The organism is Chitinophaga sp. (assembly GCF_036566945.1).
Classification (GTDB): domain Bacteria; phylum Bacteroidota; class Bacteroidia; order Chitinophagales; family Chitinophagaceae; genus Chitinophaga.
In genome coordinates this window covers 1-12,013 of the sequence record NZ_DATCVJ010000247.1, presented here as the reverse complement: position 1 = coordinate 12,013, position 12,013 = coordinate 1, and the positions used below count along the sequence as shown (strand labels likewise).

The following is a 12,013-nucleotide window of genomic DNA, read 5'->3' as shown; positions in this document are numbered from 1 at the left end:
TACACCGCTGATTAATGCTACTTCTAAGCCGGTTCGTTTAACCTATAAATTTGGTAACGGTACCGCTTTACCGGGTGCAGACTTCGTAAGCAGCATTAAAGCGCCTTTCGTAATCGACAGTGGTGCTACTACTGCCAGTCTGAATGTAAAAGTAAAAGACGATAACCGTTTTGAACTGGCGGAAACAGTGGTATTGGTATTAAGTGAAATTAAAGCAGAAAACGAAGCAGTAGTAGGCTATAACGGCGACGTTACTTCTATTTCTGCCTCTCAGTACATACAGGATCAGGCGGCCTATATTACGCTGGTAAAACTGACAGATGCAAACGAATCTGCCACTGCACCGGTAAGTATGTTTAAATGTATCCTCGTAAAGGCAGCTGATCAATCTGTACAAACCAATTGTACCGGCAGTGATATCAACGTATTCTTTGGTGTGGATTCTGCGAGTACCGCCGTATATGGTAAAGATTATGTGATCATGAATGGTGACATGGTGAAAATTACCGGCGATTGTGCTTTCAGCGAAACCGATATCCAGGTAGCGTTGGTAAACGACCGCGTTAAAGAACCAGATGCACTCGTAGCTGTTAAGCTGCGTGATGCTACTGCAGCAGCGAATGCAGGGACGCTGAAAATTTCCCCTGAGCTGAAATTGAACAAAGCCATAGCGATCATCCATGACGATGATAACGATGAAGGCACTGTGCTGACAGCTAAATAATAACGGCTTGGATCAATAACCGATATACGCGCTTCAGGCACACCTACTTCCCGCATAGTTTTTTACTATGCGGGAATTTTTTTTGATGGAAAACGCTTGCTTTGTGAGGGATTGGTTTATTTGAAAAAACGAATGGGATTCCTTACTACCTGTATGATGGGAGGGAGAGGAGTCTTCCCGAAGCAATCCTCTGGCATGATGGAGAAGCGGCAGATAGCAGGGATCAATAGATGAAGCTATCTACCGATGAACGCCATCACCTCATTTAGTTTTTGACATCTTTATAAATATTAATAAACTTAAAAGCAGCATCTTTTATATTAGAATATAAAAGATGCTGCTTTTTTTTGTTTGAAAAAAACCGTTTGTTTACCCCTGTCGTACATAAGGGTATAAACAATGGATTTTGAAATTAAGTTTCGGAACAATTGTTTTTAAAGAGTTGTGTCTTTTAATGGTTAACATGGGAATAGCCTGGTATGTCCTTACCGGGCTTTTTTTTATAATGATTTGCGCATTACAAAATCCTCCATCAGGTATCCATGGCCGATATCAGTGTTTTTCTCTTTATAAACGCTGAAGCCTTGTTTCTCGTAAAAAAGTTTGGCTTTATTGAATCTGTTTACATCCAGTTCGAGGGTGTGGGCGCCTCGTGCTTTTACCTGACCGGCCACTTCCTGCAGTAATAATTTTCCTACTCCTTTTCCCTGGTAATTTAAGTCCAGATAAATTTTTTGGAGTTTATACACATTTGGCGTGTCAGTCGTACTATATGCCGCGAATCCAATTGGTTTTTCTTCATCTGTTAAGATGAGAAACTGATGTTGGAGTTCGGTGATTTGTTTGTTGAGTGATGCCGTGCTGTACATCATCTCCAGCATATATTCAATTTGTGCCGGTGTTAATATGGGCTCGTAAGTAGGGCGCCATATTTTTTCTGTCAGGTCTTGTATTACCTGGATATCATTTACGGTTGCTGCTTTGATTTGGTACATGTTATTATAAGCTATTATTTTCCCGGAGTATATTTTCAATCGTTTCTTCCAGTTTGTCCAGTGTGGTAAATCCTCTGGCGCAGAGATAGAGTTGTTTACCGGTATCCAGTATCGCTGCGGGGTATCCGGTGATGCCCCAGTTCTGAATCAGCTGAAATTCCTGGTTGGTTTCGTAGCGGTAATGTTCGTCATGGAGACGGCTGATGAATTCATCTTCCGGTAAACTGAATTTTTTGATGAGTGTGCGATAGGTGCTATCGTTATTCAGGCTTTGTCCGTTATAATTAAGTGCTACCTGCATATCATGGGCAAAGGTGATAGCATTTTCCGGTTGGTATTGTTTAAATACGGTGAGGGCAATGCTGGGTTTTTCTGAGTCCATGATTTCTTCAGAGGGAAGTAATTTTTCCAGGAATGCCTGGCCAAATTTTACGCCGGTCATGGCTTCTACATTGGTATGTTCTCTTTGGATGTAGGTAGCCATGGAAGAAAACGGCTGGCGGTTGTCGCCGGTAATCATTCCTCCGGAGAGGATATTGAATTCCATATGGCCGTTATCGCGTTCCTGCAATTGCTGGATGACGGGAGTAAAGCCGTAGCACCAGCCGCATAGCGGATCGTATATATAGATAAAGCGCATTGGCTGTATTTTTATACAAAGGTAGCAAAAAGCTAAAAGCTGAAAGCAGAAAGCAAAAAGCTATGGAAGCGGATAATAGCAGCGAGTAACTATAGTGAAATAACATCTCCATTGTATCATTCGCTTCATTCATCCGCTTCCATAGCTTTTTGCTTTTTGCTTTCAGCTTCCTCAACATCAGCTTTCCCCTTCCTCGAAAAAGTGCTGTTCATGCAGCTTTTTCGAGAGGGCGGCGTCTTTTCGTATAGCCTTGATAGATAGGCGTACTGCGAAAAAGAGGGTAATAACAGAAGCGCCCATCAGGAAAATATTATTACCGAGGAACAGGAAGAAGTCGAAAGTACCGTGAAAGAATACCGCGATCAGCAGGCCCTGTAAGAGAAGGGCGCCGCTTTTGTGCGGAATAAATTTCGCCATCCCGGCGTAATAGCCCATGAGTATAGCGAAGGTAGCGTGCGCAGGTACAGAGAGAAACATGCGGGCTACCCCGGTGCCTATTCCGTACCGGCCTACATACGCAATGTTTTCCAGGGTGGCAAAGCCCATCCCTATCATCACGGCGTATACGATACCATCCATTGGTTCATTAAAAGCTTTTTTGGGGTAGGCGAACAGCAGCAATACGAGGAACTTTGCAAGTTCTTCTGAAACGCCTACTACGCCATAGGCGAAGGCGGCGGTGCCCAGCAGGGTGCCATTGTTTTCCCGCAGTCCTAATGATACTGCCAGTCCTTGTACGAGTAACGGGAGTACTACGCAGCCCATACCCAGCAAAAAGCTTTTTATCAACAGGCCTGTAGGTTCGGGGTCGTATTTGTCCATTAAATAAATAAACAGACATATGGCAAAACCCGGGGCCACCGCTAATCCCAGTAGCATCATGGGAGGAGATTTTTTTGTTGCTTACGTTGTTGCAGATAATTATTCAGCATGTCAACAGTGTAACTACTCAGATTGTTTGCTTTTGTGATGCCTCCTTTTTGAGCAGCCAGCGTGCCATAGTTGATATCATTGAATCCGTGGATGCTGTGGGCATCGGGATCGATGGAGATGAGCACATTTTTTTCTATGGCATAGGGCAGCCAGGTCCAGTCGATGTCGAGGCGACGCGGGTGTGCATTGAGTTCTATCACTACCTGGTTGGCCGCACATGCATCGATGATGGCTTTATGATCTACCGGGTAACCGTTGCGGCTCAGCAGCAGGCGACCGGTCATATGACCCAGAATGGTAGTATATGGATTTTCGATGGCCTTTAGCAGGCGTGCCATCGCCTTGTCTTCTGTCATTTTAAGATTGGAGTGTACAGAGGCAATTACCATGTCAAATTTGGCCAGTATTTCATCGGGGTAATCGAGGGTACCATCATTGAGGATATCGGATTCTATGCTCTTAAAAATCCGAAAAGGCGCCAGGTTTTTATTGAGCGCATCTATCTCGGCGTGTTGTTCCAGCACTCTTTCAATATGCAGTCCATTGGCATAGAAAGCGGAGCGGGAGTGATCGCTGATAACGAGGTATTCGAATCCCTGTGCTTTGGCCGCAACGGCCATTTCTTCGAGGGAAGATTCGCCATCGCTCCAGTTGCTATGGGAGTGAATGATTCCTTTAACATCGCCCGGTACGATCACGTTGGGCAGTTGTTGTTGCCGTGCCTGTGTTAATTCGTTTATGCCTTCCCGTAGGAACGGCGGAATAAAAGCCATTCCTGCGGCGCTAAAAATAGCTTCCTCAGAGGGGGCGTTGTGGAGGTGTGCTGCTCCACCGGCTGCATTGAATTGATCGATGAACGCAGGGGAGCCGGTAGTGGTGAATAACTTGGGGTAGAAGTTTATGGCTTCGCAGCAATGGGTGATGATGTTAAGTTTCTCATCGAGTTTCCATACGAGGTTATCTGCGTTGGTATCGGTGAGTTCAAAGCCGGGAAGGGTGGCCAGTTGGGTGGCAACTATTTCGACAGGAGCGGCGATGAGGACTTCTATTTCATCTATGATAATGCTATTGCGGCGGAAGGCTCCTGTAAGGGAAACGGCTGCCGGCGCCATGAGTTGTTGGAGTTGTTTTTCCAGCTGCTGGCCTATGTTGGCTACTTCTGCATAGAGGAAGCGGTGACGGTTAGAGAGATAGAATTCTATGTTTTGCCGTACGCTTTCCTGGGTTTTTGCCCCGAAGCCTTTGAGGAGCATCAGGCGGTTTTCGTTGCAGGCGTAGAGAAGTTCTCCCATAGATTCGACTTCCAGTTCTTTCCAGATGGTAGCGATTTTTTTGGGTCCCAGTCCTTTTATTTTCATGATTTCCAGTATGCCGGCGGGTGTGATTTCCAGGTAGTGGTTGAGCAGGGAAAATTCCTGGGTTTCGAGCATTTCGAGTATGCTTTTCCCGGTAGATTCGCCGATGCCTTTGATACGGAATATCTCGTCTTTCGGTGTTTCTTTCAACTGCGAGGGCAGTTTCTCTATTGTAAACGCCGCGGAGGCGAAGGATTTGGCTTTGAAACTATTTTCTCCGTGAATGTCCATGAGTTTGGAGAGCAGGGAGAAGTTATCTGCGATTGAATAATTATCCATGCGGTAAAAATACGGAGATCGTTCGAATTTTTGTCTTACTCCCGATTATACTGATTTTGATGATTTTCAGGATTTTTGTTCTTGTGATTTTTTGATTTTAAAAAGATCTGGGAAGATGAATGCAAATAAATCCGTTCTCATCTTCTTTCATCTTTTTAATCCTGTAAAAACAAAATCCAGGAAATCAGTATAATCAGTATAATCCTGTCCCAAGACAAAAACTCGCGAAAATCAGTATAATCGGGAGTAAGACAAAAAAAAGATCCTGGCAAAAATGCCAGGATCCTTATAACTACATTTTGTAATTCCGATCTTAGTTAGCCGGAGTTGCAGGAGTTGCTGGAGCAGCAGCTGGAGCCTTTTTAGGGGCAGCTTTCTTCTTAGCAACTGGTTTTTTAGCTGGAGCAGCTTTCTTAGCAACGGCTTTCTTCTTAGCTGGAGCAGCTTTCTTAGCAGCAGCTTTTTTAGGAGCAGCTTTCTTAGCAGCAGCTTTCTTCTTAGGAGCAGCTTTCTTAGCAGCAGCTTTTTTAGGAGCAGCTTTCTTAGCAGCTACTTTCTTTTTAGGAGCAGCTTTCTTAGCAGCGGCTTTTTTAGGAGCAGCTTTCTTAGCAGCAGCTTTCTTTTTAGGAGCAGCTTTCTTTGCAGCAGCTTTTTTAGGAGCAGCTTTCTTAGCAGCGGCTTTTTTAGGAGCAGCTTTCTTTTTAGGCGCAGCTTTTTTAGCAGCCGCTTTTTTAATTGTTGCCATTGTTTTTTGAATTTGGGTTAGTAAAAAAATTGGGTATTAAAAAAAACTTTATGGCTAACACTGATTAGGCTTCCGCCTGAGCAGTGGTATCAAATGCTTTAACAGAAACGTAAGTTTTGTTTTCGCGACCTTTTCTGAATTCAACTACTCCGTCACTAACTGCGAAAATGGTAAAATCTTTACCAAGACCTACATTTTGACCGGGATGGTAAACAGTACCTCTCTGGCGAACGATGATGTTACCGGAGATAGCTGGCTGACCACCAAAGATTTTTACTCCCAGCCTTTTGCTGTGGGAGTCACGGCCGTTTTTTACGCTACCTTCACCTTTTTTATGTGCCATTGTATAATTACTTTAAACTTGTCTAATAAAAAATTTAGCTTAAACTTAATTAAGCTATTTCATTGATTTTGATTCTTGTAAAGTGGGTTCTGTGACCAACTTTCTTTCTGAAGCCTTTTCTTCTCTTCATCTTGAAAGCGATGACTTTGTCACCCTGAACATGAGCCAGAATCTCTGCTTTTACTACTGATTTTACATCAGTGCCTACGGACAGCGTCCCAGCATTATCTGTTAACAGTACATCGGAAAACTCCACCTTGTCTCCAATATTTCCTTGTAACTGCTGTACAAAAATTTCCTGGTCTTTTTGTACTTTAAATTGCTGACCTGCGATTTTTACAACTGCAAACATAATTATCCAAAATATAATTTCCGCAAAAGTAACCTTTTGTTTTTTAATAGACAAAGTTTTTCGGTCTTTTTTAAATCACAATGTATAAACCCATGTGAAGGACCGACAAAAGCTTAATCTTTTCAAAGATACATACTTTCTTGAATTTTAAATTATTTTAACAAATTATACTTTGGGACGCCGGACCCTTATACCCACCTGTTTATGCTATTTCCGGATCATTTAAAAACAGCTATCTTGCTGTACAAACCAACGCAAATTTGTATACTTTTGTCGTTTACACAAATAAAAACAGATAGGATGGGAGTAAAAATTACGAATTACGAATTACGAATTACGTGACAGTGGCGGATTTGCTCATATCACGTAATTCGTAATTCGTAATTCGTAATTTTTTTCCCTTTAGTCTCTCAATCATAATAAAATAACAGGCATGAAGTTTAAATCACTGCTGGCCAAACCATTTGCTTCTATCGTACATAATAAGATAAAGAAGGAAATGTTAAGGGCGGTAGAAGATCAGGATGCAATCCTGCAGGAGCTGATAAAGACAGGCAAAAAGACAGAGTTTGGAACAGATCATAAGTTTAACGCCATACAAACCCATGAGGAGTTTAAACAGGCTGTGCCATTACGCGACTACGAGCAGTTTAAGCCATATATAGAAAGAATTAAGGAGGGAAAGCAGAATGTGCTGTGGAAAGGACAGCCGATCTACCTGGCCAAAACCTCCGGTACCACCAGTGGCGTGAAATATATTCCTATCTCCAAAGAATCTGTTAACAATCATATGGATACGGCGCGTAATGCCTTGTTGAACTATATGGGTGAAACAGGTAATACGGCGTTTGCAGATGGAAAAATGATTTTTTTATCCGGTTCTCCGGAACTGGAAAGGGTAGGTGGTATTCCTACGGGCCGTTTGAGCGGTATTGTGAACCATCATATTCCGAGGTACCTGCGTACCAACCAGCTGCCATCTTACGAAACCAATTGTATTGACGACTGGGAAACCAAGCTGGACAAGATTGTAGAAGAGACGATCAACCAGGATATGACGCTGATTAGTGGCATACCACCATGGGTACAGATGTATTTTGACCGTTTGATGGAGCGTAGCAATGGCAAGCGGATCAAAGAGATATTCAAAAATTTTGATGTGATGGTATATGGAGGCGTGAACTTTGAGCCTTACCGGGCGAAACTGCTGGCTTCCATTGGGGCACCGATACATACTGTGGAAACATTTCCGGCATCAGAAGGCTTTTTTGCCTTCCAGGATTCTCAGGAGCACGACGGATTGTTGTTGAACACCAATTCCGGGATCTTCTTTGAATTTATTCCTGCCAATGAGATTTTCAATGAAAATCCTACGCGGTTGTCGCTCAAAGATGTACAAACCGGTGTAAATTACGCCATGGTGATTAATAACAACGCCGGATTATGGGGGTACAACCTGGGTGATACGGTGAAGTTTATTTCCACGAACCCTTACCGTTTGCTGGTGACTGGTCGTATTAAGCATTTTATTTCTGCTTTTGGAGAACACGTGATCGGAGAGGAAGTAGAGCATAGCCTGATGAAGGCGGCAGCAGAAGAAAATGTGCATATTACAGAGTTTACGGTAGCGCCCATGGTGCAAACCAATGGTGAATTGCCTTATCACGAGTGGTTTGTAGAGTTTGAAAATATGCCACATAACCTGGCAGCATTTGCGCAGAAAGTAGATGAAAACATGCGTCAGAAGAATATTTATTACGATGATCTGCTGACAGGTAATATATTGCAACCCCTGAAGATAAGGACTGTCCGGAAACAGGGCTTTATCGATTATATGAAAGCGATTGGAAAACTGGGAGGCCAGAATAAAGTGCCTCGATTGAGTAATGACAGAAAACTGGCAGACGAACTGGCAGCCTATTTACAAAAGTAACCGGCGATTCAAAGCAATAACAGCTGTCAGGTAATTACCGGCAGCTGGTTCTTCATTTTTTGTTAACTGTAAAAAAAGTAAATCACCGTAATGAATAAACGAAAGATTGCCATCTTCGGATCAACCGGATCTATTGGCATACAGGCACTGGAGGTGATCGCTGCGCATCCCGACAGATTTAGTGTAGAAGTACTGACTGCACAACAGAATGCAGATCTGTTGATTGAGCAGGCGCTGAAATTCAAGCCTAATGCGGTAGTAATAGGCAGCGAGGCAAAGTACAAACAGGTAAAAGACATATTATTTGATAAAGGCATTAAAGTATTTGCCGGCCCCAAAGCCATGGTGGAAGTAGCAGCGTGGAGCTCTATTGACATGATGTTGGCGGCTATTATGGGATTTGCAGGACTGGCGCCTACTTTATCTGCTATTGAGCAGGGGACCCCTGTGGCATTGGCCAACAAGGAAACCCTGGTAGTAGCCGGAGATATCGTGATGGCTACCGCCCGCAGGAAAAATGTACCTATTATACCGGTAGATTCCGAGCATTCCGCTATTTTCCAATGTTTGCTGGGAGAGCCTTTCAGCAAAGTAGAGAAAGTGATTCTCACTGCTTCCGGCGGACCTTTCCTGGGTAAAAAGCCCAATTTCCTGATTAATGTGAAGAAAGATCATGCCCTGCAGCATCCTAACTGGAGCATGGGCGCCAAAATAACGATCGATTCCGCCACCCTGATGAACAAGGGGCTGGAAATGATTGAGGCGCGCTGGCTGTTTGGACTGGCACCGGAGAATATTGAAGTGGTGATACATGCACAATCTATCATTCATTCCATGGTACAGTTTATAGACGGGTCCCTGAAAGCACAAATGGGGTTGCCGGATATGAAACTGCCTATTCAGTACGCATTGGGCTACCCTGACCGTTTGGCGAATGACTTCCCGCGTTTCTCTTTCAGGAACTATCCCACGCTCACTTTTGAGCAGCCGGATACCAAAACATTCCGTAACCTGGCGATTGCCATTGAAGCCATGCACAAGGGCGGGAATGCCGCCTGCGTAATGAATGCCGCCAATGAAGAAGTAGTGAATGCCTTCCTGAAAAACAGGATTGGTTTCCTGCAAATGACAGAAGTAATTGAGGAAACACTGGCTAAAATACCGTTTATTGAAACCCCGACCTTGCATGATTATTATGAATGCGATAATGCCGCACGTGAACACGCTGCATCCCTTATCAATTCTATCGTCATATAAAATTGCCAATAAAAATTAACAAAGAGTTTTGCCGGAATATGTATTAAAACTGATATATTAGGCAGATTAAAGCAGAAAAAAATTAAATGACTACAGAGGTAATATTAGTGAAAGCAGGGCAGTTATTACTGTCACTTTCTATTTTGGTAGTATTGCATGAGTTAGGCCATTTTATCCCGGCCAAGCTGTTCAAAACCAGGGTGGAAAAATTTTATTTGTTCTTTGATCCCTGGTTTTCTCTCTTTAAGATCAAGAAGGGCGAAACAGAATATGGTATTGGCTGGTTACCATTGGGAGGATATGTAAAGATATCCGGGATGATCGATGAGAGCATGGACAAAGAGCAGCTGGCCAAACCTCCACAGCCATGGGAGTTCCGGGCAAAACCAGCCTGGCAGCGTTTGATCATTATGATTGGTGGTGTTACTGTCAACATCCTCCTGGCATTTTTCATATATGCGATGCTGTTATGGCATTATGGCGAAACTTACCTGCCGGTGAGCGAAGTGAAATACGGTATACAGGCAGATTCTCTCGCACATAGTATTGGTATAAAAGATGGAGATAACATCATTGCCATTGACCATCGCCCGGTAAAGTCTTTTGAGTCTATACCCGGAGATGTGATATTGCATGAAGCAAAAAGCATACAGGTAACGAGGGATGGTCAGGAAGTAAGTATTCCTGTTCCGGATGGCTTTATCAGAGCGTTACTGAAGCAGAAGGCCCCTTTTGCGATGCCACGTTTCCCGTTTGTGGCGGATAGCGTGCTTGAAGGAAGTGCTGCTGCTAAAGTAAAGGTGCAGAAAGGGGATCAGCTGATAGCCATCAATGGTATGCCGGTTCCTTTTTATAGCGATTTTGCCAAGGAAATCCGGAAACATAAAAAAGAAGATGTTTTTATAACTGTACTTCGTGGTAAAGATACCCTGAACATGTCTGCTACTTTATCAGAGAAAGGCGAGTTTGGTGTGTATCCTAAAATTCCATTCAATTACAACACCCGTCATTTTACTTTCCTGGAATCATTCCCGGCGGGTTATCAAAAAGGTGTTGATAAGCTGGTGGACTATATCAGACAATTCCGTTTGATTTTTGTTTCCAAAGAAGTAAAAGTATCGGAATCACTGGGTGGATTTGGCAGCATCGCCAACCTGTTCCCCGAAGCATGGGACTGGGTTTCTTTCTGGCAGCTGACCGCTTTCCTGTCTATTATCCTGGCATTTATGAATATCCTGCCTATTCCGGCACTGGATGGTGGTCATGTGCTCTTCCTGTTATACGAGATCATTACCGGCCGTAAACCCAGCGAGAAATTCCTGGAGTATGCACAGATAGTAGGTATGGTACTCCTGTTTAGTTTGTTGCTGTTTGCCAACGGACTGGATATCTGGAGAAGTATCAGCAAGTGGTTTTCTTAATAGCCGCAGATAAGTTATTGTAATAAAGAAAGTTGCAGGAGGATATTTTTTCTTCTGCAACTTTTTTATTTGACGCCTGAGAGAAAAAATGTATCTTTGTAAGCTATTATACCGGGGATGCCTGGTTTTGACAGCATAGATCTTTGAAAGTGTAAGCATGCCGTGCGTTGGATAATTAGCACGATAATCTGAATATTCAAACTCTAATTGGCGAATCTAATTACGCCATGGCTGCCTAATCATAGATTAGACACCCATTATAGCCGCTTGAAGTTGTCGCCTTATGTGACTTCCGCCGCCGAATCATCAACCCATAGGGATAGGTATTCATGGTTTCTGTGAGTGAATACTGAAGCTACAACGGATAAGGACACGGTTGGTTCGTTACGCCCCTGCCAGGTCCCGACAAAACAATGCGTAAATAAGCATGTAGAAAGCTTTCGGCGAATATGTTTGGACGCGGGTTCGATTCCCGCCATCTCCACATAGAAAAAGCCTCAAACGTTTACGAGTAAAACGTTTGAGGCTTTTCTGTTTTTAGTCGTTTTCGGTTTCGTTGTTTGTTATTAAAACACGCCGGTATTTACTTCTTATACTTTCCCGGATCAATCAATCATCCGCACCTGTACCTGTAACGTTACTAACCAGTTCCATACTTCTTTAAATTTCTCAACCCCCATATAGCCAGAGAAGACTCTACTATCAATCCAATTAAAAAATAAATGCCGGGAACTCCGTCTATAGCGAGGCTTACTAGCCTGCCGAGCGCCAACCCTCCCATAAAAGTAATATTGGTAATCGTTGCGGTGATCCAGCATTTGGATTTAATAATGCCCATCATCCAAATCACAGACATGCTGAGATATAAACCCATCATGGCCCTGAAAATATGTACCAGATTGATCGCGTCCACATTAAAATTAAACAGCAAAGGCAGGATCTTTTGCGGGTATAAACCATAGGCTAGCCCAATGGGGATGATAATAAGTATGGATACCGTCAAATGCAGGTTCCTGGAAGATGGGCGTATCAATGA

General features: G+C 43.3%; 13 protein-coding genes and 1 other RNA gene. 6 read left to right on the top strand and 8 right to left on the bottom strand.

Annotation, left to right across the window (positions count from 1 at the left end; genetic code table 11):
* Both VIP81_RS07260 and VIP81_RS33750 read left to right on the top strand, forming a co-directional pair.
* A partial coding sequence (locus tag VIP81_RS07260) for a Calx-beta domain-containing protein (RefSeq protein WP_331957892.1) occupies window positions 1-724 on the top strand: 724 nt, incomplete at its 5' end.
* A 110-nt stretch (window positions 725-834) separates the two neighbouring features.
* Window positions 835-954 carry a di-heme oxidoredictase family protein gene (locus VIP81_RS33750; RefSeq protein WP_414649308.1) on the top strand — a complete coding sequence of 40 codons (120 nt, stop codon included), beginning with the start codon at window positions 835-837 and terminating at the stop codon, window positions 952-954.
* A 270-nt stretch (window positions 955-1,224) separates the two neighbouring features.
* On the opposite strand, the gene VIP81_RS07255 is transcribed toward VIP81_RS33750, so the two are convergent.
* The 7 genes from VIP81_RS07255 to rplU all read right to left on the bottom strand — a co-directional run bounded on the left by VIP81_RS07255 (window position 1,225) and on the right by rplU (window position 6,420).
* A complete protein-coding gene (locus VIP81_RS07255; protein ID WP_331957890.1) occupies window positions 1,225-1,719 on the bottom strand; it encodes a GNAT family N-acetyltransferase in 495 nt (164 codons plus the stop codon).
* 4 nt (window positions 1,720-1,723) lie between these two features.
* Window positions 1,724-2,359: a DsbA family protein gene (locus VIP81_RS07250; protein ID WP_331957888.1), complete on the bottom strand. Its 636-nt coding sequence runs from the start codon at window positions 2,357-2,359 to the stop codon at window positions 1,724-1,726.
* 177 nt (window positions 2,360-2,536) lie between these two features.
* Window positions 2,537-3,241 (bottom strand): PrsW family intramembrane metalloprotease, encoded by a 705-nt coding sequence (locus tag VIP81_RS07245; RefSeq protein ID WP_331957886.1) that lies wholly within the window; start codon window positions 3,239-3,241, stop codon window positions 2,537-2,539.
* The gene (locus VIP81_RS07240) at window positions 3,238-4,926 is read right to left on the bottom strand and encodes a helix-hairpin-helix domain-containing protein (RefSeq protein WP_331957884.1); all 1,689 of its coding nucleotides are present in this window, start codon (window positions 4,924-4,926) and stop codon (window positions 3,238-3,240) included. The genes VIP81_RS07245 and VIP81_RS07240 overlap by 4 nt, the downstream gene beginning before the upstream one ends.
* Window positions 4,927-5,239: 313 nt before the next feature.
* Window positions 5,240-5,671, bottom strand: coding sequence for a hypothetical protein (locus VIP81_RS33745; protein ID WP_331957894.1), 432 nt, complete (start codon window positions 5,669-5,671; stop codon window positions 5,240-5,242).
* Between the two features lie 64 nt (window positions 5,672-5,735).
* On the bottom strand, window positions 5,736-6,014 hold the full coding sequence (gene rpmA / locus VIP81_RS07230; RefSeq protein ID WP_133809043.1) for a 50S ribosomal protein L27: 279 nt from the start codon (window positions 6,012-6,014) through the stop codon (window positions 5,736-5,738).
* A gap of 49 nt (window positions 6,015-6,063) precedes the next feature.
* Window positions 6,064-6,420 carry a 50S ribosomal protein L21 gene (gene rplU, locus VIP81_RS07225; RefSeq protein WP_331957880.1) on the bottom strand — a complete coding sequence of 119 codons (357 nt, stop codon included), beginning with the start codon at window positions 6,418-6,420 and terminating at the stop codon, window positions 6,064-6,066.
* A gap of 379 nt (window positions 6,421-6,799) precedes the next feature.
* On the opposite strand from rplU, the gene VIP81_RS07220 reads away from it, so the two are divergent.
* From VIP81_RS07220 to ssrA, 4 genes are all read left to right on the top strand, one after another.
* Window positions 6,800-8,299, top strand: coding sequence for a GH3 auxin-responsive promoter family protein (locus VIP81_RS07220; RefSeq protein ID WP_331957878.1), 1,500 nt, complete (start codon window positions 6,800-6,802; stop codon window positions 8,297-8,299).
* Window positions 8,300-8,389: 90 nt separating this feature from the next.
* On the top strand, window positions 8,390-9,556 hold the full coding sequence (locus tag VIP81_RS07215; protein ID WP_331957876.1) for a 1-deoxy-D-xylulose-5-phosphate reductoisomerase: 1,167 nt from the start codon (window positions 8,390-8,392) through the stop codon (window positions 9,554-9,556).
* An 86-nt stretch (window positions 9,557-9,642) separates the two neighbouring features.
* Window positions 9,643-10,977, top strand: coding sequence for an RIP metalloprotease RseP (gene rseP, locus VIP81_RS07210; RefSeq protein ID WP_331957874.1), 1,335 nt, complete (start codon window positions 9,643-9,645; stop codon window positions 10,975-10,977).
* 113 nt (window positions 10,978-11,090) lie between these two features.
* Window positions 11,091-11,464, top strand: a transfer-messenger RNA (tmRNA) gene (gene ssrA / locus VIP81_RS07205).
* Window positions 11,465-11,617: 153 nt separating this feature from the next.
* On the opposite strand, the gene VIP81_RS07200 is transcribed toward ssrA, so the two are convergent.
* Window positions 11,618-12,013: DUF4345 domain-containing protein (locus VIP81_RS07200; RefSeq protein ID WP_331957872.1), on the bottom strand; the 396-nt coding region annotated here is incomplete at its 5' end.

Bases quoted from the DNA above. Each gene is read 5' to 3' on its own strand.
- VIP81_RS07255 (WP_331957890.1), bottom strand. From the start codon at position 1,719: ATGTACCAAATCAAAGCAGCAACCGTAAATGATATCCAGGTAATACAA.
- VIP81_RS07250 (WP_331957888.1), bottom strand. From the start codon at position 2,359: ATGCGCTTTATCTATATATACGATCCGCTATGCGGCTGGTGCTACGGC.
- VIP81_RS07245 (WP_331957886.1), bottom strand. From the start codon at position 3,241: ATGATGCTACTGGGATTAGCGGTGGCCCCGGGTTTTGCCATATGTCTG.
- VIP81_RS07240 (WP_331957884.1), bottom strand. From the start codon at position 4,926: ATGGATAATTATTCAATCGCAGATAACTTCTCCCTGCTCTCCAAACTC.
- VIP81_RS33745 (WP_331957894.1), bottom strand. From the start codon at position 5,671: ATGGCAACAATTAAAAAAGCGGCTGCTAAAAAAGCTGCGCCTAAAAAG.
- rpmA (WP_133809043.1), bottom strand. From the start codon at position 6,014: ATGGCACATAAAAAAGGTGAAGGTAGCGTAAAAAACGGCCGTGACTCC.
- VIP81_RS07220 (WP_331957878.1), top strand. From the start codon at position 6,800: ATGAAGTTTAAATCACTGCTGGCCAAACCATTTGCTTCTATCGTACAT.
- VIP81_RS07215 (WP_331957876.1), top strand. From the start codon at position 8,390: ATGAATAAACGAAAGATTGCCATCTTCGGATCAACCGGATCTATTGGC.
- rseP (WP_331957874.1), top strand. From the start codon at position 9,643: ATGACTACAGAGGTAATATTAGTGAAAGCAGGGCAGTTATTACTGTCA.